Genomic DNA, 19,431 nt, shown 5'->3' with positions numbered 1-19,431 from the left:
GTCAATCGCCGGGCAGCTCGTCCAGCCTGACGTCGACCGTCGCCGTCGAGCCGTCCTGGCGGGTGATCTCGACCTTGACCGTCTGGCCGGGCTTGAGGGTGGCCAGCACCTCGGACAGGGCGGCGACGGTCGCCGTCTCGATGCCGTCGACCGACGTCACCCTGTCCCCGGCGCGGATGCCCGCCCGGTCCGCGCCGCCGCCGGGGGTGACGCGGATGACGTTCGCCCCCGCCGGGCGGCCGTCCACGCCGACCGCCCCGGAGACGGTCACGCCGAGGGCGGCCCGCCTGGTGTTGGTGACCTTGCCGTCGCGGATGATCTGGCCGGCGATGTCGGTCACCGTGCTGCACGGGATCGCGAAGCCGATGCCGGGGGCCGCCGCGCCGGCCAGCTCCGGGTTGGTGGCGGCGAGCGTGGGGATGCCGACCACCTGGCCGGAGAGGTTCACCAGCGCGCCGCCGCTGTTGCCGGGGTTGATCGGGGCGGAGGTCTGGATGGCGTTGGTGATGGTCGCCCCGGGCGAGCCCCGGCCCTCGGGCTCGGAGACCGTACGGCCGAGCGCGGAGATGATGCCCTCGGTGACACTGCCGGAAAGGCCCAGCGGGTTGCCCATGGCCAGCACCATCTGCCCCACCCGCAGCCTGCTCGCGTCGCCGAACCTGGCCGGGACCAGGCCGCGGGCGTCGTCCACCTTGATCACCGCGAGGTCGCCGATCGGGAAGGACTCCACCAGCCTGGCGGTCCTCGGGGTGCCGCCGGTCGCCGGGCTGACCTCGAAGGACCGCGCGTCGCCGATCACATGGGCGTTGGTGACGATGTGGCCGGCGGTGTCGTAGATGATCCCCGAACCGAGGCCCGTCTGCGTGGTGATCTGCACGATCGACGGCAGCACCGCCGCGATGACCTGCTCGTACGCCCGCTCCACCGCGACCGCCGCCTCGGGCGCGGTCACCGGGGCGGCGGTCGCCGGCGGGTGGGTACGGCCGGGGGAGGCGGTCGTGGGCGCGGGCGAGGTGGGGGCGGCGGTGCCGGTCGGGGTGGGGCCGGTCGGAGTGGTCGCGGGCTGCCCGCCGACGCCCGGCGGCCCGCCGCACGCCGCGGCCGTGGCGAGCGCGGCCGAGCAGAGGACGAGCGTCAGGCGCCGAGTCACGTTCCCCATCCTTGGTACGTTCCCCAAGCCGGTGGCCGGTAGTCCGCCGGGTGTCCGTACCTGGGAAGACGGCAAGATCGTGACGCGGGTGGGGCTGCGCGGACGAGAGGCGTGACGTAACCTGCGGCCATGGCGGACGTTGACGATGCGACCACTCCCATGCCGCGGGTACCCGCCGATGGCGAGCCCGCCACCGGCCGCCCCCGATCCGCCGACCCCCCGAGCCGCCCGGTGCCCGCCCGCTCCACTGAGCCGCCCACGCCCCGCCCCGACGATCCGCCGAGCCGCCCGGTGCCCGCGCGATCCGCCGAGCCGTCGCGTCGGCCGGTGCCCGCGCGTCCTGGCGAGCCGCCCATCGCGCGGCCCGGTGAGGACCTCACCACGACGGCCGACCTGCGCAGCCTGAAGCAGACTGGATCGTTCCCGCGCCGGCTGCCGCCCGCCGTGCCCGCGCGGCCCGCCGCCGAGGTCTACTCCCTGCTGCCCCGCGAGCGCCCCGCCGACGATGGCCGGGCCAGGCGCACCGGCCCGTTCGCCCGGCTGGCCGAGCTGCCGATGCGGGTGGCCTACACGATCGCGGCCACCGTGGCGACCGTGATCGTCGTGGTGCTGATCTTCGTGGTGTTCGGCGGCGACGAGTACGCCGGGCGCTCGACGGTCCGCAGCGCCGAGGTGACGACGTCCCCCACGCCCGCCGCCTCGCCGAGCGTGCCGCCCGTGCCACCGGTTCCGAAGTCCAAGGGCCTGCCGGCCCACGCCGGAGCGGGCAGCACGGTGATCGGCCTGGTGGACGACCCCAAGGCCGGGCTCGCCTATCCCCGGCTGGCCGCCCCCTGGGCCATCCCCGACTCCTCTCCCTTCTCCCGGGCGCAGCGGGCGGGCAAGTGGCGCGCGCCCTACACGATGGTGGTGTCCGGCCTGCTCCCCGGTACCGCGCACGCCTCGCCGTCCGGGGAGGCCGCGCTGCGCGCGGCAGCCGCCGCCGGGGCCAGGTGGTCGCTGGGCGCCCACCATCCGCCGGGCTCCACGCTGGCCTGGACCGGCTCGCGCCGGCTCACCACGGGCAAGGGATGGGTGCTCACCTACACGGTGACCTACCGGACGGGCGGCGCCAAGCACACCTCGCGCGCCGCGATCGTCGTGGCCGACACCGGCAAGCGCAGGCCCGGCATGCTCCTGATGAGCGTTCCGGACACCCGCAAGGCACTGTGGCCGGACATCTCTAAGGTGGTCAACGGCGTCAGACCGGGCTGAGCGGGATTTCCGGACGCCTCCCGGGGAAGCCCGCACCAGAATATGATTCTGCGAGCGCCGGTATGCCCGGCCGCAGTAGCACGCGGGGAAGGTGGACGATGGCGATCGGATTCAGCGAGGAACACCAGGCCCTACGGGATTCGGTGTCCGGCTGGCTGGAAAGGCACGTCCCCGCCGAGGCGGTCCGCGCCGCGGTCGCCGCCGGTTCCGCCGAGGCCGGGCCGGAGGACGCGACCGCGCGGCCCGCGTTCTGGAACTCCCTCGCCGGTCAGGGCCTGCTCGGCCTGCACCTGCCGGAGAAGTACGGCGGCTCCGGCTACGGCCTGCTGGAGACCGCCATCGTCGTCGAGGCCCTCGCCGAGCGCCTGACCCCCGGCCCCTACCTGCCCACCGTCCTGGCCTCCGCCGCGATCTGGGCCGCGACCGGCAAGGCGCCCGCCGAGCTGCTGCCCGGCCTGGCCGGCGGCGGCCTGACCGGCGCGGTCGCGCTGAGCGGCGGCGGCCTCACCGGCACCAGGAACGACGACGGCACGCTCACCATCGACGGCAGGGCCGAGCCGGTGGCGGGCGGCGCGCAGGCCGACGTGCTGGTGCTGCCGGTGCGCACCGAGCAGGGCGAGGAGTGGGTGGCGCTGCCCCGGGAGAGCGTGACGGTCACGCCGCTGCCCGCCCTGGACCTCACCCGCGGCGTGGCCATGGTCGCGGTGCCTTCGCTCGTCGTACCGGCCGAGCGGGTGCTCGACGGGCTGACCCGAGCCCGGATGGACGACCTCGCGGCGATCCTGCTCGGCGCGGAGGCTGCGGGGGTCGCCGCCTGGTGCGTGTCGGCGGCGGCCGGGCACGCCAGGACGCGCGAGCAGTTCGGCCGCCCGATCGGGCAGTTCCAGGCGGTCAAACACAAGATCGCGCGGATGCTGGTGGCGCTCGAACAGGCCCGCGCCACCGTCTGGGACGCGGCCAGGTCCGCCGGGCAGAGCGACGAGGCTGCCTTCGCCGCCGCGGTGGCCGGGGTAACCGCCCCCGACGCCGCGGTCCGCTGCGCGGCCGACGCCATCCAGACCTTCGGCGGCATCGGCTACACCTACGACCACGAGGCGCACCTGTACTACCGCCGCGCGCTGACGCTGCGCGCGCTGCTCGGCCCTTCGGCGGGGTGGGCCTCGGCGGTGGCCGGGCACGCGCTGGGCGGCGTGAGCCGTTCCATGCGGATCGACCTGCCGTCCGGCGCGGAGCCGGTACGGGCCCGGCTGCGCGAGGAGGTCGCCGAGGTCGCCCGCCTGTCCGGCGCGGCGCAGCGCCGGGCGGTCGCGGCGGCCGGGTTCGTCATGCCGCACCTGCCCCGCCCGTGGGGCCGCGCGGCGAGCCCGCTGGAACAGGTTCTCATCGCCCAGGAGCTGCGGGCCGCCAAGGTGCGCACGCCGCACATGCTCATCGGCGCGTGGGTGGTGCCCTCCATCGCGACGTACGGCACGCCCGAGCAGCAGGAGCGCTTCCTGCCGCGCACGCTGAGCGGTGAGCTGGCCTGGTGCCAGTTGTTCAGCGAGCCGGGCGCGGGCTCGGACCTGGCGTCGCTGGCCACCCGGGCCGAGCGCGCGCCCGGCGGCTGGCGGCTCACCGGGCAGAAGGTCTGGACGTCCTTCGCCAAGACCGCCGAGTGGGCCATCTGCCTGGCCAGGACCAGCCCGGACAAGCCCAAGCGGGAGGGCATCACCTACTTCCTGGTGGACATGAAGTCCCCCGGCGTGACGGTCAGCCCGCTGACCGAGATGACCGGCGAGGCCCTGTTCAACGCGGTCTACCTGGACGGCGTCTTCGTGCCCGACGACCAGGTGGTCGGCGCGGTGGACAACGGGTGGCGGGTGGCCCGCAACACGCTGTCCAACGAGCGGGTGCTGCTGTCGTCGGGGCCGGGGCGGTCCGGCGCGGCCGTACCGGACCTGCTCGGGCTGGTCGGGCGGCTCGGCCGCGAACCGTCCCCCGCCGAGCGCGCCGAGATCGCCGCGGTGGTCGGCGAGGCGCACGCCATCGAGGCGCTGGCGCTGCGGGTGACCCTCAAGCAGCTCGCGGGCGGCGAGCCGGGCGCGGAGGCGTCGGTACGCAAGGTGCTGTCCACCGCGCACGCCCAGCGCGTGGCCGAGTGCGCGGTCACGCTGCTCGGCACGGCCGCGGTGACCGCCGCCGACGCCAAACTCGGCGACGCCGGCTACTGGACCCGCGCGATCCTCGCCACCCGCGCCATGACCATCTACGGCGGCACCACCGAGGTCCAGCTCAACATCATCGCCGAACGCATGCTCGGCCTCCCCCGCGACCCCGAACCGGGCGGCTGACCCGGCAGGAGTGGCACCACCCGGCAGGAGGGAATGAGCCGTTTACGGCGGCGGGCACCCAGCCCCCCGCCCAGAAAGGCCCACCATGCCCAACACCCACCCGCCGGCTCCCATCGGCCGCCGGTACCGGCCGACCTGGTGGTCCCGGTGAAGCGTGCAGTACGCAGTGCACCGGCCCGCCTGGTGGAACCGGTGGCACCGGGTGTCCGCCCGGTGGCGAGGGGCCGGCGGGGGCTGTGGTGGGTGGGATTGTGGGGGGTCGGGGTGGGGGTGTTGGTGGGGTGTGCTTCGGGGGATGGGGAGGGGTTGGTGATCGCGAATGACACCGGGGGGACGATCAGTGTGCGGGGGCGGTTGCAGGTGCGGCCGTTCGCGGTGCTGGGGCCGGGGGAGGGGACCTCGATCAGGTTTCCCGGGTGGATGTGCGAGGAGCGTGCCCCGGGCAATTCGCTGGTGGCGACGGCAGGGGATGGCAGGACCTACACGTACGGGCCGCCGCTGTGCAACGGCCGGGCGTGGGAAATAGGATCATAAGCCGTTATGTCGGGTTTAACGGAGTTGTCGAGCCAAGCTCGATAAGCTCCGCTGGTGTCCCATTTCTCCCCAGGCACATCCCTCTCCGCCCGGACGGTCCGCGGGTGAGCGCCGGGCCGGCGTTGACGCGGCGGCCCGCCGTATCCCGCCGCTCGCGGGCGGCCGGGCTGGTTCGGGCCCTGCGGCCACGGCAGTGGGTGAAGAACGGGCTGGTGCTCGCCGCCCCCCTGGCCGCCGGGGAACTGTTCACCCCCACCGGCGCGCGGGCCGCGCTGATCGCCTTCGCGGCGTTCTGCCTGGCCGCCTCCGGGGCGTACCTGATCAACGACGCCGCCGACGCCGCCGCCGACCGGCTGCACCCGAGGAAGCGGCACCGCCCCGTCGCCTCCGGCCTGATCTCCGTCCCGCTGGCCAGGGCGGCCGGGGCGGTGCTGGCCGCGAGCGCCCCCGCCGTCGCCGCGCTGACCGGCGGCTGGCGGCTCCCCGCCGTGGTGGCCGGGTACCTGGCCCTCACTCTCGGCTACACGTTCTGGCTGAAGCGGCAGCCGGTCGTGGACCTGGTCGCGGTCGCCGGATGCCACGTCGTCCGGGCCCTCGCCGGAGCCGTCGCGGTGGAGGTCCCGGTGACGAGCTGGTTCCTGGTGGTGATCTCGCTCGGCTCGCTCCAGCTCGTGGCCGGCAAGCGCGAGGCCGAACGACGGGCGAACGCCGGCTCGGCCACCCGGGCGACCCTGGCCGCCTACACCCCCGGCTACCTCGCGCAGGTCCGCACCATGTGCTCCGGCGCGATGATCGTCACCTACTGCCTGTGGGCACTGAACGATCACCCCGGGCCCTTCCACGCGCTCAGCATCGTGCCGTTCGTGCTGGTCGTACTCCGGCACAACCTCCTGGTCGACCAGGGCGCGGGAGAGGAGCCGGAGGAACTGGCCCTGCGCGACCGGCCGTTGCAGATCTTCATCGCCGTCCAGCTCGCCCTCCTCGTGCTCGGGATTCATCTGACATGACCGCCTCGCCCCCCTCGTCCGCCTTCCTGTCCGGCTGGGGCCGTACCGCCCCCACCCCGGCCGACGTCCGGCGGCCCCGCAGCACCGCCGAACTGGCCGCGCTGGTCGCCCGCCCGGCCCCGCGGGGCCTGATCGCCCGCGGCCTCGGCCGCGCGTACGGCGACGCCGCCCAGAACGCCGGCGGCCTGGTGATCGACTGCACCGCGCTGACGTCCTGGCGGCTGGACCCCGCGACGGGCGTCGTGACCGCCGCCGCCGGCGTCGGCCTGGACGAGTTGATGGCCGCGCTGGTGCCGCGCGGCTGGTTCGTCCCGGTCACCCCCGGCACCAGGCACGTCACCGTGGGCGGGGCCGTCGCCGCCGACGTACACGGCAAGAACCACCACGTGGACTCCTCCTTCGGGGCCCACCTGCGCTCGCTCGACCTGGTCACCGCCGACGGCTCGGTGCGAACACTGCGGCCGGGCGACCCGCTGTTCTCGGCCACGGTCGGCGGGATGGGCCTGACCGGGGTGATCGCGCAGGCCGAGTTCGGCTGCGTCCCCGTGGAGACCTCCCGGATGCTGGTGGACGTCCGCCGCACCACCGGCCTGGACGACACCCTCGCCGAGATGGTCGCCGCCGACGGCCGCCACCGCTACACGGTCGCCTGGATCGACCTGCTGGCCGGGGGCGCGCGGACCGGGCGCGGCGTGCTCACCCTGGGCGACCACGCCCGCCGCGCCGACCTCCCCGGCGCGGTCGCGGACCCGCTGGCGTTCGCGCCGCGCACCCGGCTGTCGGCCCCCAGGCGGGTCCCCGGCGGGCTGCTCAACCCGGTGACCGTGCGGGCCTTCAACGAGGTCTGGTACCGGCGCGCGCCGCGTGCGGCCCACGGCACGATCCAGCACATCGCGCCCTTCTTCCACCCGCTGGACGCCGTGGCGGGCTGGAACCGGGTCTATGGGCCGCGCGGGTTCGTGCAGTACCAGTTCGTGGTGCCCGACGGGGCCGAGGAGACGCTGCGGCACATCGTGAACCGGCTCTCGCGGGCCGGCGTGGTGTCGTTCCTGACCGTGCTCAAGCGGTTCGGCCCCGGTACGGACGCGCCGCTGTCGTTCCCGATGCCCGGCTGGACGCTCGCCCTGGACATCCCGGTGGGCCGCCCCGGGCTGGCCGGGCTGCTGCGCGCCTTCGACGAGCGGGTCGCCGCCGCGGGCGGTCGGGTCTACCTGGCCAAGGACTCCCGGCTGAACGCCGCCCTGCTGCCCGCCATGTACCCGCGCCTTGCCGAGTGGCGGCGGATCCGCCACGATGTGGACCCCCGCGGCGTGTTCCGGTCCGACCTGGCAAGGAGACTCGACCTGTGAAGAACTCACTCGGCGGCGTGGACACCGTGCTGCTGCTGGGCGGGCGCAGCGAGATCGGGCTGGCCGTCGTGGCGCGGCTGGTCCGGGGCGGCGCGCGGCGGGTGGTGCTCGCCCTCCGGGACGCGGAGCACGCCGTGCCTCCGGACCTTCCCGCCGAGGTCCACCTGCTGGAGTTCGACGCGGCCCGGCCGCAGACCCACCCTGGGGTGATCGAGGCGGCGGCCGGGCTGGTCGGCGACCTGGACGTGGTGATCGGCGCGTTCGGCGTGCTGGGCAGGCAGGGCGACTACGACGCCGATCCGGCCGCCGCGGCGGCCGACGTCGTGGTCAACTTCGCCGGCCACGTGTCCGCCGGGCTGAGCGCCGCGCGCCGGCTGCGCGAGCAGGGGCACGGCACGCTGGTGGTGCTGTCGTCGGTGGCGGGCGTGCGGGTACGACGGGCCAACTTCGTGTACGGCTCGGCCAAGGCCGGGCTCGACGGGTTCGCGCAGGGGCTTCGCGACTCGCTGCACGGCACGGGCGCGCGGGTGCTGCTGGTACGCCCTGGGTTCGTGCGCGGCCGGATGACGGCCGGGATGCGCCCGGCCCCGCTGTCCAGCACCCCCGGCCAGGTCGCCGACGCGGTGGTGGCCGCGCTGCGCTCCGGGCGCGACTCCACCGTGTGGGTCCCGAAACTCCTGGGCCCGGTGTTCACCGCGCTGACCCTGCTGCCCCGCGCCGCCTGGCGGCGGCTGCCCCGATAGGTCAGGGCCTGGTGACCGGCAGGTCGTAGACCCGGCGGATGCTGCCGCCGAGCCTGCCCAGGTCGGCCCCGTAGACGTGCAGGGACACCCCGACCTCCGCGCTGGTGTTGCGGACCATGTGGATGTCGCCCGGCGGGGCGAAGCCGCCCGCCTCGCCCGGCCGGTTGTCCGCGTGGCCGGTCTCCACCAGGCGGTCGCCGTCGAGACGGTACAGGGTCTCGTGCTCGATGCCGCTGAGCACACCGAACGCGCACCACGCGACGTGGTCGTGGATCACCGTGGCCTGGCCGGGCCGCCACACCACCGCGGCGATGGAGAACTCCGGCCGGGCGTGCAGCACGTGGGAGACGTACCCCGCCGGGTCGCCCGCCCGCCGCTCCTCGGTGAGCAGGGCGGACACCGGCGGCATGCCCTCGCGCAGCAGCGCCGCGACCGTGCGGGCGGTGTCCCGGGGCGCGAGCCCGCGGGCCACGATCGCGCCGACGGCGCGGGTGAACTCGGCCAGATCCGGTCGTGCGATCGCTGTCGTCTTCATACCTTCAGGGTCGCCAGCGGCGATACATCACGTCCAATGCGGATATCCGCGCCGACCTATAGATAGCGTTGATACATGCTCGACATCGTGCGGCTTCGCGTGCTCGCCGCGGTGGCCAGGCACCGCTCGGTCACCGCCGCCGCCAGAGAACTCCACTACTCCCAGCCCTCGGTCAGCCACCACCTGGCCAAACTGGAGGCCGAGACGGGAGCCAAGCTGGTGCAGCGGGCGGGCCGCGGCATCCGGCTCACCGAGGCCGGGCGGCTGCTCGCCGAGCGGGCCGGGGAGATCCTCGGCCGGCTCGACGCCGCCGAACACGAACTCGCCGCCCACATCGGCCTGCGCTCCGGCCGGGTACGGCTGGCCGCCTTCCCCTCCGCGCTCGGCACCTTCGTGCCGCGCGCCGCCGCCCGCCTGGCCCGCGAGCACCCGGGCCTCGCGCTGCGGATCACCGAGGCCGAACCCCCCGAGGCGCTGCGGATGCTGCGGGCGGGCTACGTGGACGTGGCGGTCATCTTCCGGTACGCCGACACCGCGCCCGAGGACAACGGCGTCCGGCTCACCCACCTGCTGGACGACCCGAGCCACCTGCTCACCCGCGAGGAGGCCGGCGACCTTCCCGACCTGGCCGACCGGCCGTGGATCGCCGGCTGCGAACGCTGCCGCATCCACTTGCTGGACCTGTGCCGGGCGGCCGGCTTCGCCCCGGACATCGTCTTCACCAGCGACGACTATGTGGCCGTGCAGGCGATGGTGGCCGCGGGCATGGGCGCGAGCGTGCTGCCCGGCCTGGCGCTGGCCGCGCACCGCGCGCCCGGCGTACGGGTCAGGGAACTGCCCGGCGCGGCCCGCCGCGTCCTCGCCGCCCGGTACGGTGAGCCCCCCGACCCGCCGCCCACCGTCGCGCTGCTCGCCGCGCTGGCCGCGGAGTGCGGTCAGGATGTCCACCTGCCGGAAACCGCGATGCGATGATCCGCCCGCGGGCCTAACATCCGCGACATGCCGGATACATCAACCCTCCTGGTCTTCTATGCGGCCAGCCTGGCGCTGCTGCTCACGCCCGGGCCCGCCGTGCTCTACATCGTGACGCGCGGGGTCGCGCAGGGCCGGGGCGCGGCGCTCAGCGGTGATGGCCGCTCCACCTGAACCCGCTCACCGGGCGGCCCGCAGCCCGTCGATCGCCAAGATCGCCAGGGCCGCCCACAGCAGCGCGAACCCGGCCCACCGCAGCCCCGGCATGGCCTCGCGGAAGACCAGCACGCCGAGCAGGAACTGCACGGCGGGCTCGATGTACTGAAGCATCCCGGTCACCGTCAGCGGGATGCGCGGCGCGGCGGCGCTGAACAGCAGCAGCGGCACCAGCACCACCAGCCCCGCCCCGACGCCGAGGGCGGTGTTGAGCGCGGAGACGTGACCGAAGGTCGCCTGCCCGGCGGACTGCAACGCGACCGTGTAGACCAGCGCGAACGGGAACAGCACCGACGTCTCCACGAAGAGCCCTTCGGCCGCGCCGACCCCCAGGTGCTTCTTGATCAGGCCGTAGGTGCCGAAGGTCGCGGCCAGGCCGAGCGCGATCCAGGGCGGCCTGCCGTACTCCACGGCGAGCACCCCCAGCGTCGCCGCCCCCAGCCCGACCGCCGCCCACTGCCCCGGCCGCAGCCGCTCACGATAGAACACCACCCCGAACGCCACGCTGACCAGCGGCGTCACGAAGAACCCGAGCGACGCCTCCACCACCTGGCCGTTCAGCACCGCAAAAAGGAAGATCCCCCAGTTGACGCCGGTCAGCACCCCGGCCACGGCGAGCAGCCGCAGCGTCCCGCCGCCGCCCGCCAGCGCCCGCACCCGCCCCCACCGCCCGAGCACGCTGACCAGCGCGACGATCGCCACCAGCGACCAAAGCACCCGGCAGGCCAGGATCTCCACCGGCCCGGTCGGCTCCAGCAGCGGCCAGTACAGGGTCGAAAGCCCCCACAGCGCATAGGCCACGGCCCCGAGCACCGCCCCGCGCCGCGCCTCCGACACATCGGCAACTCTAACCCCGGGGGCCGCCCGGGATCACGGGCCGGTCGCGGCCCAGGCCGAGAGGGTCGCGGTGGCCCAGGAACGGACCCGGTCCTCGAAGCCCTCGGCCGGGAAGTCGCCGCCCACGGCCACGTCGGCGATCGTGGTGTCGTAGACGGCCGGCGGGGCCGCCGGCGACGGGAAGGGCGGCGCGCCGGGGAAGTCGTCCGGGCCCGGCTTGCGCCCGCCGGTGCGGTGGGTGTTGTACCGGCGGGCCCGCTGGGTGACGGCGATCAGCGGATCGCGGCCCTCCCGCAGGTAGAAGTGCAGCAGGGACCAGTAGAACGGGCCGGACCCGCTGACCGCCCGCGACGGGTGCTGGAAGTGGTAGCAGGCCACCGACACCGCGTGCAGCGGCCCCCACGGCTCCCGCCGCGAGTAGTCGAGCGTCAGCAGCTCCCCGAACAGCGCCGCACACCACTCCGCGCCGCCGGGACCGCCGCAGTCATCGCAGCGGGGACCGTCGCCGGTCATCGCAGCGCGGTGGCGGCGTACCGCTGTAGGAACAGGGCCTCGGCCGTGGCGGTGCGGCGCAGTTCGTCCAGGTTGAGACGCTCGTTGGGGGCGTGGATGGAGGCGTTGTCGTCTTCCGCGCCGAACAGCAGGATCTCCGCCGCCGGGAACTGCTTGACCAGCGTGGACACCAGCGGAATGGAACCACCGGCGCCGATGTCGCGCGGAGTGCGGCCGTAGGCGTGCTCCATGGCCTTGTTGAGCGCGGCGCGGGCCCGCCCGCCCGCGTCGGCCAGGAAGCCGGTGCCGTAGATCTCGTCGCCGAAGGATACCTGCACCCCCCAGGGCGCGACCTGGCGCAGGTAGTCGCAGACCGCCTCGACCGTCAGGCGCGGGTCGCCCGCCGGGGGCACGCGTACCGTGACACGAGCCCGCGCCCCCGGCTGGACCGCGTTGATGGCGTGCGCGACCGAGGGCGCGTCCACGCCCGTCACGGTGATCGCGTAGGAGGCCCACAGCCGGTCGGCGATCGACCCCGAGCCGACCAGCGAGACGCCGTCGAGCACCCCGGCGCTGGCCCGGAAGTCCTCTTCCATGGGGCCGGTGCCGAGGAACGCGCCGCGCGGCAGCCCCGGGACGCGGATGTCGCCGTTGTCGTCGTGCAGCGCCGCCAGCATGCGGATCAGGGCGGCGAGCGCGTCCGGGGCCACGCCGCCGAACTGCCCGCTGTGCACGGATTCGTGCAGGCTGCGCACCTCGATGGTGAACGCCCCCATGCCACGCAGCGAGGTGGTCACGGCGGGATCGCCGAGCCGCTGGTTGCCGGTGTCGGCGACCACGATGGCGTCGGCGCGCAGCAACTCGGGGTTGCGCTCGACGAACGCCTCCAGGCGCTCGCCCGCGTACTCCTCCTGGCCCTCGATGATGACCTTGATGCCGACCGGGAACCGCCCCTCGAACACCCGCAGCGCGGCGACGTGGGAGATGACGCCGGACTTGTCGTCGGCCGCGCCCCGGCCGTACAGCGCGCCGTCGATCAGCGTGGGGTCGAACGGCGGGGTCTTCCACAGCGCGGGGTCGCCCGCGGGCTGGACGTCGTAGTGCGCGTAAAGGAGCACGGTCGGCGCGCCGGGCGGGGCGGGGGCCTCGCCGTAGACGGCGGGGAAGCTGCCCTCCACCGGGATCTGGCGGACCTCCGGCAGCCCGGCGTCGCGCAGCAACGCCTCGGTCAGGGCGGCGGCGGCGTACACGGGCTCCTCGGGGTGGCCGGGGAAGGCCACCGAGGGGATGGCGACGAGCCGCCTGAGGTCTTCCACGGCCTGGGGCATGCCCGCGGCGACGGCACCCTCGATCTGGTCAGGAGTCACGACGTCTCTCCGGGTCGGAACGGAACATGTGTCATCTCATCTTGCCTGTCGGTCCGCTGTGCCGTCCCGGCTCATTGGATCACAGGCGGCGGCGGACCGGCCGTACGCCCCCGCCGGGTAGGTTACCGGCTTGGTTACAGCGCGGAATCTTCACGCGGATTCCGTGGTCGTTACATGTAGATACCACGATTACCGAAGTTCTTTCACACTGATGCCACGCTTTCCCTTGGCAGGGGTGTGGTTGCGATGCACACTTGAAGAGCTCCGACCATTCGCGCCCACGGCCGGCCCAACGGGGTGCCCGCCGTACGCGCCACGAAAGGACCACCATGAAGATCGGTGTGCCCGCCGAGGTCAAAAACCACGAGTACCGCGTCGCCGCCACGCCTGCGGGCGTCCATGAACTGGTACGCCACGGACACGAGGTGTACCTCCAGCGCGGCGCGGGCAAGGGCTCGCACATCCCGGATGAGGAGTATCTCTACGCCGGTGCCAAGATCCTGGACTCCGCCGACGAAGTCTGGGCGCAGGGCGAGATGATACTCAAGGTCAAAGAACCGATAGCCGAGGAATATCCACGGATGCGGGATGGGCAGGTGCTGTTCACCTACCTCCATCTGGCCGCCTCCCGCGCCTGCACCGACGCGCTGCTCACCCGTGGCGTGACCTCCGTCGCGTACGAGACCGTCCAGGTGGGCCGGACCCTTCCGCTGCTCGCCCCCATGTCCGAGGTGGCCGGGCGGCTGGCCCCGCAGGTCGGCGCCTACAACCTGATGCGGTTCAACGGCGGGCGCGGGGTGCTGCCCGGCGGCGTGCCGGGCGTCGCCCCGGCCAAGTTCGTGATCATCGGGGGCGGCGTCTCCGGCCTGAACGCGGCGCAGATCGCCGTCGGCATGGGGGCCGACGTCACCATCCTGGACGTCAGCCTCGACCGGCTGCGCGAGATCGACGCGATCTACCAGGGACGGCTCAAGACCGTGGTCTCCACCGCCTACACGATCGAGCAGGAAGTGCTGGCCGCCGACCTGGTCATCGGCGCGGTGCTGATCCCGGGGGCCAAGGCCCCGATGCTGGTCTCCAACGAACTGGTCTCCCGGATGAAGCCGGGCTCGGTGCTGGTGGACATCGCGATCGACCAGGGCGGCTGCTTCGAGGACTCACGGCCGACCACGCACGCCGACCCGACGTTCCCGATCCACGACTCGATCTTCTACTGCGTGGCGAACATGCCCGGTTCGGTGGCCAACACCTCCACCTACGCGCTGACCAACGCCACCCTGCCGTACGCCGTCAAGCTGGCCGACCAGGGCTGGCGGGACGCGCTGCGCGCCGACCCCGCCCTCGCGCACGGCCTCAGCACCCACGCCGGCGTGCTGACCAGCGAGCCGGTGGCCCAGGCGCACGGCCTGCCGTGGACCACCACGACCGAGGTGCTGACCGGCTGATCAGCCGCCGCACGTTTCGGGGGTGAGCCGCCGGCGCAGCAGCCGGGCGGTGGCGAGGGCCTCCTCGATCTCCGTGGGGCCCGGCCAGGGCGCGCTGCCCGGCCGCAGCAGCGTCGCGCGGGCCGATGACAGCCGGTCGATCGCGCTCTCCGGCAGCACCGCCAGATCACCGAGCCAGGCCACCGCGCCCGCGTGGTCGGGCAGGTCTCTGGTGATCTGGTCCCAGGTGCCGAGGATCTCGACCAGCTTCCCGGCGTCGAGCGGCGCGTCCCCGTGGCGGCCGGTGATCGTGGCGGCCAGCTCGGCCCTGGCCACGAGGGCGGTGTCGCACACCCGGCCGAGGCCGGGCGGCGGCGCCTCGGCGAGCCACCGCTCGCCCTCCTCGGCGTTGCCGGTGATGGACAACAGCGTGCCCAGCTCGCGGGCGGCGCGGTGGTGCCCGCCGAGCGCCGCCTGGCGGAACCACTGCTGCCCGGCCGCGAGGTCGCCGTCCTCGGCGATCAGCAGCAGCCCGAAGTTGTAGGCGGCCTCGGCGTCGCCGCTGGCCGCCGCGCGGCCGAACCAGTGGCTCGCCGCCGCCGCGTCGCCCAGCTCCACGCAGACGAACCCGGCCATCCGCTGGTCGCCGACCCGCCCGGCGTCGGCCGCCCGCTCGAACCAGGCGCGGGCGCTCGTCAGGTCGCGCCGGGCCAGCGCGATGCCGCCGAGATGGGAGGCGGCGGCCGGATGCTCGGCCGCGGCGGCCAGGCGGAAGAACGCCTCCGCGCCCTCGGGGTCGCCGGTCGCCTGCAACAGCAGGCCGGTGGCGCAGGCCGCGTCGGTGTGGCCGCCCCTGGCGGCGACCTCCCACCAGTGCAGCGCCTCGGTGTCCTCGCCCGATTCGTACGCCAGGCACCCGAGGTCGAACGCCGAGGCGGCGTCGCCGCGCAGCGCCGCCTCGCGGTGCCACTCGCGGGCCGTGCGGGTCTCGCCGTCGCGCTCGCACAGCAGCGCGAGCCGCCGCGCGGCCGGACGCGACCCCCGCTGCGCCGCGCGCTCGAACCAGCACCGCGCCGCGGCCACGTCGCCGCGCCGCTCCAGCAGCAGGGTGGCCAGGTTGGCCGCCGCCTCCGCGTCGCCCAGCCCGGCGGCCATCTCGTACCACCGCAGCGCCTCGTCGAACGTGCCGTGCCGCTCGTGCCACACGCCGAGGTTGTAGGCGCTGTCGATGTTGCCGGTGATCGCCGCCCGCTCCCACCAGTGGCGCGCGCCCTCCTGGTCGCCGCGCCTGGCGTGCACCCGGCCCAGCCGGTGCGCCGCGTCGGCGTCGCCGCCGCTGGCGGCGGCCAGCAGCTCGTGCTCGATCTCCCCGGCGTAAAGGCCGGCCTGCTCTCTCATGTGCCCCTCCCGCGCCCGCACCAAGAGAGCGGTAAGCGTATGGCAACAGAGAGTAATCGATCCGCGCGCTTACCGCTAGCCCGCCGACCAACCCGGCCTGACCAGCCCCGACTCGTACGCGATCACCACGAGCTGGGCGCGGTCGCGGGCGTGCAGCTTGGTCATGGTGCGGCTGACGTGGGTCTTCGCCGTGGCGGGCGACATGTAGAGCCGGGCCCCGATCTCGTCGTTGGTCAGCCCGGCGGCCACCAGCGCGAGCACTTCGCGCTCGCGGTCGGTGAGCAGCTTCAGCTCCTCCTTGACCAGGGGCTCCTTGGCCCGGGAGGCGAACTCGGCGATCAGCCGGCGGGTCACGCTGGGCGACAGCAGCGCCTCGCCCGCCGCCACCACCCGCACGGCCTGGATCAGCTCGGCGGGCTCGGTGTCCTTGACCAGGAACCCGGCCGCGCCGCCGCGTACCGCCTCGAAGACGTACTCGTCCAGCTCGAACGTCGTCAGGATGACGATCCGCACCTCGGCCAGCGTCTCGTCACGGCCGATCGTGCGGGTCGCGGTCAGCCCGTCGGTGCCGGGCATGCGGATGTCCATCAGCACGACGTCGGGGCGGTGCTCGCGGGCCAGCCGTACCGCCTCGGCCCCGTCGGCGGCCTCGGCGACCACCACCATGTCCGGCTGGGCGTCGAGCAGCGCCCGAAACCCCGCCCGGACCAGCCCCTGGTCGTCGGCCAGAATGATCCTGATCATCGGTCCTCCGGGGAAGCCGCGGGCAGCGGCAGCCTGGCCACGACGGTGAAGCCCGCCGCGTCGGGGGCGGCGGTGAGCGTGCCGCCGAGGGCGTGGGCGCGTTCGCGCATGCCGGGGATGCCGTTGCCGCCGCCCGCGTCGGTGAGCGCGCCCGGCTCGGCCGATCCGGTGTCGGCGACCCGGATGGCCAGCTCGCGCGGGCCGTACTCCAAGGTGATGGCGACCTTCGCGCCGGGCGCGTGCCTGGCGACGTTGGTCAGGGACTCCTGGATGATGCGGAAGACGGCGCGTTCCACGCTGGGCGGGACCGGCCGCCGGTCGCCCTCGACATGCTTGGTGACGTCGAGCCCGGTGCGCGCGATGAGGTCGTCGAGCCGGTCCAGGCCGGCGGTGGGGAAGCGCGGCGCGTCCTCGCGCAGCACGTTGATCACCGAGCGCATCTCGCCGAGCACGTCCTTGCTGGCCTGCTTGATCGTGGCCAGCGCGGTACGGGCCTGCTCGGGGTGGTCGTCGATGAGGTGCAGCGCGGTGGACGCCTGCACGTGGATCAGCGAGATGTTGTGCGCGAGCACGTCGTGCAGCTCCTGGGCCATGGTCAGGCGCTCCTCGCTGGCCTGGCGGCGGCTCTCCTCCATGGCCACCCTGCGCCGCTCGGCCAGCCGCTCGCGCCGCGCCTTGACGATCTCGGCGACGGTCAGGATCAGCAGCACGAACGCGAACGCGGACAGGTTGTGGAGCCAGTCGACGTGCGGCGCCGGAGCGATCCACCTCGTGTAGGCGAAGATGAACGCCGAGAACCCGAGCGCCGACAGCCAGGCCGCCCGCCGGTGGCCCCGGATGACCGCCGTGAAGTGCATGACGATCGGCGCCGCGAACACCGGCCCGTAGGCGTACCCGGCCAGGAGGTACAGGCAGGTCGCGACCGTCGTGACGACCAGCGCGGGCGTGGTCCAGACCCGCCGCAGCAACACCATGGCCGGGCCGATCGCCAGCAGCGCGAAGCCGAGGGCGTTGGTGGGCACCCGCTCGGGCTGCACCATCGAGGCGCCCCGCCCGGTGCCGAGCTGGAAGACGCCCACCAGGACGGCGGGGGCGATGTCCGCCCAGCGGTTCGGTGCTCGCACATGCGCAACCGTACGCCACGGTCCCGGCGGTCGCGTCGGCCGACGGGGGCAGGCCCCGATACCCCATCGGGTGTAGGAGCGTGCCCTGTTGAGTCGCCCCGCCGATTGGGTCATGCTGAGGGTCCGCCGGGGAAGGAGCGCCCTATGATCGCCCGCCTTGCCGTACCGGCCGCCGCATTGCTGCTGCTCGGCGGGCCGGCGACCGTCCCCGCGCCGGAAAAGACGCCGGTCGCCGAGGGGTACGGCGGAGCCGTCGCCACCGTCGACCTCGACGCGAGCCGCGCGGCCGTCGGGGTGCTGCGCCGCGGGGGCAACGCGATCGACGCGGCGATCACCGCCGCCGCCACGCTCGGCGTCACCGAGCCCTACTCCGCCGGAATGGCGGGCGGCGGCTTCCTCCTCTACTACGACGCCCGCCGCGGCAGGGTCCACACCATCGACGGCAGGGAGACCGCCCCGCGCGCCATGACCGCGACCTCCCTCCAGGAGAACGGCGCGGCGATCCCCGCGGACGAGGCGATCACCAGCGGCCTGTCGGCGGGCGTGCCCGGCAGCGTGGCGCAGTGGGACCTGGCGCTGCGCCGGTTCGGCAGCATCGGCCTGGGCGAGGCGCTGCGGCCCGCGATCCGCGTCGCCGAGCGGGGCTTCGTGGTCGATCAGACCTTCCACGACCAGACCGCCGCGAACCAGGCCAGGTTCGCCGACATCACCTCCACCGCTCGCCTGTACCTCCCGGGTGGCGCGCCGCCCGCGGTCGGCTCGGTGTTCCGCAACCCCGAGCTGGCCCGCACCTACCGTGAGCTGGCCGGGCGCGGCCCGTCCTGGCTGTACGGCGGGCGGCTCGGCGCCGAGATCGTGGCCACGGTCAAGCGCCCGCCGGTCCGCCCGGGCGCGGCCCGCAAGGTGCGCCCCGGCCTGATGGAGCTGTCCGACCTGCGGGCGTACCGGCCGATCGAGCGCGCCCCGGCCAGGGTCGGCTACAAGGGACTCGACGTGTACGGCATGGCCCCGCCGTCCTCGGGCGGATCGACGGTCGGCGAGGCGCTCAACATCCTGGAGAAGCTGCCGCAGGTCGGGCTGCACGAGTTCCTGGAGGCGTCCCGGCTGTCGTTCGCCGACCGGGGGAAGTACGTCGGTGACCCGGCCTTCACGGACGTCCCGCTGCGCGAGCTGCTTTCGGACGGCTTCGCGGGGGAGCGCGCCTGCCTGATCGGCGCGACCGCGCTTGCCCATCCCGCAGCGCCGGGCGACCCGGACGGCTCCTACGGGCCGTGCCGCGCCACCGTACCGGGCCCTGCGGCGACGCCGGCCCGCGAGGGCCCCGAGACCACCCACCTGGTGGTGTCCGACCGCTGGGGCAATGTGGTGGCGTACACCCTCACCATCGAGTCCACCGGCGGCAACGGCATCGTGGTCCCCGGGCGCGGGCTGCTGCTCAACAACGAGCTGACCGACTTCACCTTCGGGCCCGCCCCTGGAGATCCCAACCTGCCCGGACCGGGCAAGCGGCCCCGTTCCTCGATGTCCCCGACGATCGTGCTGGACGACGGGCGGCCGGTGCTCGCGGCCGGCTCACCGGGCGGTTCCACGATCATCACGACCGTGCTGCAGATCCTGATCGGCCGCTACGAGCTGGGCATGACGCTGCCGCAGGCGCTGGCCGCGCCGCGCGCCACCCAGCGCAACACCGCGCAGACCCAGGCCGAGCCCGCCTTCATCGCCTCCCATGGCCCGGCGCTCACCGCCAGGGGCCATTCGTTCGCGCCGACCCCGGAGATCGGGGCGGCCACCGCGCTCGAACTCCTCGGCGGAGGCCGGGTGCGGGCGGTCGCCGAGCCGGCCAGACGCGGAGGCGGCAGCGCGCTGGTCGTCACGGAGAGGTAAGTCGGGACAAGCACGAGGGTGTCGCCAATGCCGGAAACGCCGCGCGGCCCAGGGCCGCCGGCGTCGGCTTG

General features: G+C 74.3%; 18 protein-coding genes. 10 read left to right on the top strand and 8 right to left on the bottom strand.

Annotated elements, in window-relative coordinates:
- Position 1: 1 nt before the first annotated feature.
- On the bottom strand, positions 2–1,159 hold the full coding sequence (locus tag ACH34R_RS40625) for a S1C family serine protease (RefSeq protein WP_397566944.1): 1,158 nt from the start codon (positions 1,157–1,159) through the stop codon (positions 2–4).
- Between the two features lie 120 nt (positions 1,160–1,279).
- Between ACH34R_RS40625 and ACH34R_RS40620 the strand changes: the two genes are divergently transcribed.
- The 6 genes from ACH34R_RS40620 to ACH34R_RS40595 all read left to right on the top strand — a co-directional run bounded on the left by ACH34R_RS40620 (position 1,280) and on the right by ACH34R_RS40595 (position 8,367).
- On the top strand, positions 1,280–2,404 hold the full coding sequence (locus ACH34R_RS40620; RefSeq protein ID WP_397566943.1) for a hypothetical protein: 1,125 nt from the start codon (positions 1,280–1,282) through the stop codon (positions 2,402–2,404).
- 98 nt (positions 2,405–2,502) lie between these two features.
- Positions 2,503–4,734: an acyl-CoA dehydrogenase gene (locus ACH34R_RS40615; protein WP_397566942.1), complete on the top strand. Its 2,232-nt coding sequence runs from the start codon at positions 2,503–2,505 to the stop codon at positions 4,732–4,734.
- A gap of 309 nt (positions 4,735–5,043) precedes the next feature.
- Positions 5,044–5,268 carry a hypothetical protein gene (locus ACH34R_RS40610; protein WP_397566941.1) on the top strand — a complete coding sequence of 75 codons (225 nt, stop codon included), beginning with the start codon at positions 5,044–5,046 and terminating at the stop codon, positions 5,266–5,268.
- A 104-nt stretch (positions 5,269–5,372) separates the two neighbouring features.
- The gene (locus ACH34R_RS40605; RefSeq protein ID WP_397566940.1) at positions 5,373–6,275 is read left to right on the top strand and encodes a decaprenyl-phosphate phosphoribosyltransferase; all 903 of its coding nucleotides are present in this window, start codon (positions 5,373–5,375) and stop codon (positions 6,273–6,275) included.
- Positions 6,272–7,624, top strand: coding sequence for an FAD-binding protein (locus ACH34R_RS40600; RefSeq protein WP_397566939.1), 1,353 nt, complete (start codon positions 6,272–6,274; stop codon positions 7,622–7,624). Before ACH34R_RS40605 ends, ACH34R_RS40600 begins: the two co-directional genes overlap by 4 nt.
- A complete protein-coding gene (locus ACH34R_RS40595) occupies positions 7,621–8,367 on the top strand; it encodes an SDR family NAD(P)-dependent oxidoreductase (RefSeq protein WP_397566938.1) in 747 nt (248 codons plus the stop codon). The genes ACH34R_RS40600 and ACH34R_RS40595 overlap by 4 nt, the downstream gene beginning before the upstream one ends.
- Position 8,368: 1 nt before the next feature.
- On the opposite strand, the gene ACH34R_RS40590 is transcribed toward ACH34R_RS40595, so the two are convergent.
- Positions 8,369–8,902, bottom strand: coding sequence for a cysteine dioxygenase (locus ACH34R_RS40590; RefSeq protein WP_397566937.1), 534 nt, complete (start codon positions 8,900–8,902; stop codon positions 8,369–8,371).
- Between the two features lie 75 nt (positions 8,903–8,977).
- Here ACH34R_RS40590 and ACH34R_RS40585 point away from each other — a divergent pair, with 75 nt between their 5' ends.
- Positions 8,978–9,874, top strand: a complete 897-nt coding sequence (locus ACH34R_RS40585) for a LysR family transcriptional regulator (RefSeq protein ID WP_397566936.1) — start codon at positions 8,978–8,980, stop codon at positions 9,872–9,874.
- 27 nt (positions 9,875–9,901) lie between these two features.
- The gene (locus tag ACH34R_RS40580) at positions 9,902–10,048 is read left to right on the top strand and encodes a hypothetical protein (RefSeq protein WP_397566935.1); all 147 of its coding nucleotides are present in this window, start codon (positions 9,902–9,904) and stop codon (positions 10,046–10,048) included.
- A gap of 6 nt (positions 10,049–10,054) precedes the next feature.
- Here the strand turns inward: ACH34R_RS40580 and rarD are convergent, their stop codons facing one another.
- Genes rarD through ACH34R_RS40565 form a run of 3 tightly spaced genes read right to left on the bottom strand, consistent with a single transcriptional unit; the run spans position 10,055 to position 12,786 of the window.
- Positions 10,055–10,927, bottom strand: a complete 873-nt coding sequence (gene rarD / locus ACH34R_RS40575) for an EamA family transporter RarD (protein WP_397566934.1) — start codon at positions 10,925–10,927, stop codon at positions 10,055–10,057.
- A gap of 33 nt (positions 10,928–10,960) precedes the next feature.
- Entirely contained in the window at positions 10,961–11,440 is a 480-nt protein-coding gene (locus ACH34R_RS40570; protein ID WP_397566933.1) for a DUF5946 family protein, read from the bottom strand.
- On the bottom strand, positions 11,437–12,786 hold the full coding sequence (locus tag ACH34R_RS40565; RefSeq protein ID WP_397566932.1) for a M20/M25/M40 family metallo-hydrolase: 1,350 nt from the start codon (positions 12,784–12,786) through the stop codon (positions 11,437–11,439). The genes ACH34R_RS40570 and ACH34R_RS40565 overlap by 4 nt, the downstream gene beginning before the upstream one ends.
- A 329-nt stretch (positions 12,787–13,115) precedes the next feature.
- On the opposite strand from ACH34R_RS40565, the gene ald reads away from it, so the two are divergent.
- Positions 13,116–14,231 (top strand): alanine dehydrogenase, encoded by a 1,116-nt coding sequence (gene ald, locus ACH34R_RS40560; protein ID WP_397566931.1) that lies wholly within the window; start codon positions 13,116–13,118, stop codon positions 14,229–14,231.
- On the opposite strand, the gene ACH34R_RS40555 is transcribed toward ald, so the two are convergent.
- From ACH34R_RS40555 to ACH34R_RS40545, 3 genes are all read right to left on the bottom strand, one after another.
- Positions 14,232–15,608 carry a tetratricopeptide repeat protein gene (locus ACH34R_RS40555; RefSeq protein WP_397566930.1) on the bottom strand — a complete coding sequence of 459 codons (1,377 nt, stop codon included), beginning with the start codon at positions 15,606–15,608 and terminating at the stop codon, positions 14,232–14,234. It lies immediately after the preceding gene.
- Between the two features lie 75 nt (positions 15,609–15,683).
- Positions 15,684–16,352, bottom strand: a complete 669-nt coding sequence (locus ACH34R_RS40550) for a response regulator (protein WP_397566929.1) — start codon at positions 16,350–16,352, stop codon at positions 15,684–15,686.
- Entirely contained in the window at positions 16,349–17,476 is a 1,128-nt protein-coding gene (locus ACH34R_RS40545; RefSeq protein ID WP_397566928.1) for a sensor histidine kinase, read from the bottom strand. Before ACH34R_RS40545 ends, ACH34R_RS40550 begins: the two co-directional genes overlap by 4 nt.
- A gap of 144 nt (positions 17,477–17,620) precedes the next feature.
- Here ACH34R_RS40545 and ACH34R_RS40540 point away from each other — a divergent pair, with 144 nt between their 5' ends.
- The gene (locus ACH34R_RS40540; protein ID WP_397566927.1) at positions 17,621–19,360 is read left to right on the top strand and encodes a gamma-glutamyltransferase family protein; all 1,740 of its coding nucleotides are present in this window, start codon (positions 17,621–17,623) and stop codon (positions 19,358–19,360) included.
- The last annotated feature ends 71 nt before the right edge of the window (positions 19,361–19,431 follow it).

It is taken from the genome of Spongiactinospora sp. 9N601 (genome assembly GCF_044326295.1).
GTDB classification, from domain to species: domain Bacteria; phylum Actinomycetota; class Actinomycetes; order Streptosporangiales; family Streptosporangiaceae; genus Spongiactinospora; species Spongiactinospora gelatinilytica.
This window is presented reverse-complemented; position numbering and strand designations above follow the sequence as displayed.

What these genes read in the sequence shown, in the direction of transcription:
- ACH34R_RS40590 (WP_397566937.1), bottom strand. Translation starts at nt 8,902, where the DNA reads ATGAAGACGACAGCGATCGCACGACCGGATCTGGCCGAGTTCACCCGC.
- ACH34R_RS40620 (WP_397566943.1), top strand. Translation starts at nt 1,280, where the DNA reads ATGGCGGACGTTGACGATGCGACCACTCCCATGCCGCGGGTACCCGCC.
- ACH34R_RS40555 (WP_397566930.1), bottom strand. Translation starts at nt 15,608, where the DNA reads ATGAGAGAGCAGGCCGGCCTTTACGCCGGGGAGATCGAGCACGAGCTG.
- ald (WP_397566931.1), top strand. Translation starts at nt 13,116, where the DNA reads ATGAAGATCGGTGTGCCCGCCGAGGTCAAAAACCACGAGTACCGCGTC.
- ACH34R_RS40540 (WP_397566927.1), top strand. Translation starts at nt 17,621, where the DNA reads ATGATCGCCCGCCTTGCCGTACCGGCCGCCGCATTGCTGCTGCTCGGC.
- ACH34R_RS40585 (WP_397566936.1), top strand. Translation starts at nt 8,978, where the DNA reads ATGCTCGACATCGTGCGGCTTCGCGTGCTCGCCGCGGTGGCCAGGCAC.
- ACH34R_RS40570 (WP_397566933.1), bottom strand. Translation starts at nt 11,440, where the DNA reads ATGACCGGCGACGGTCCCCGCTGCGATGACTGCGGCGGTCCCGGCGGC.
- ACH34R_RS40600 (WP_397566939.1), top strand. Translation starts at nt 6,272, where the DNA reads ATGACCGCCTCGCCCCCCTCGTCCGCCTTCCTGTCCGGCTGGGGCCGT.
- ACH34R_RS40615 (WP_397566942.1), top strand. Translation starts at nt 2,503, where the DNA reads ATGGCGATCGGATTCAGCGAGGAACACCAGGCCCTACGGGATTCGGTG.
- ACH34R_RS40580 (WP_397566935.1), top strand. Translation starts at nt 9,902, where the DNA reads ATGCCGGATACATCAACCCTCCTGGTCTTCTATGCGGCCAGCCTGGCG.
- ACH34R_RS40550 (WP_397566929.1), bottom strand. Translation starts at nt 16,352, where the DNA reads ATGATCAGGATCATTCTGGCCGACGACCAGGGGCTGGTCCGGGCGGGG.
- ACH34R_RS40625 (WP_397566944.1), bottom strand. Translation starts at nt 1,159, where the DNA reads ATGGGGAACGTGACTCGGCGCCTGACGCTCGTCCTCTGCTCGGCCGCG.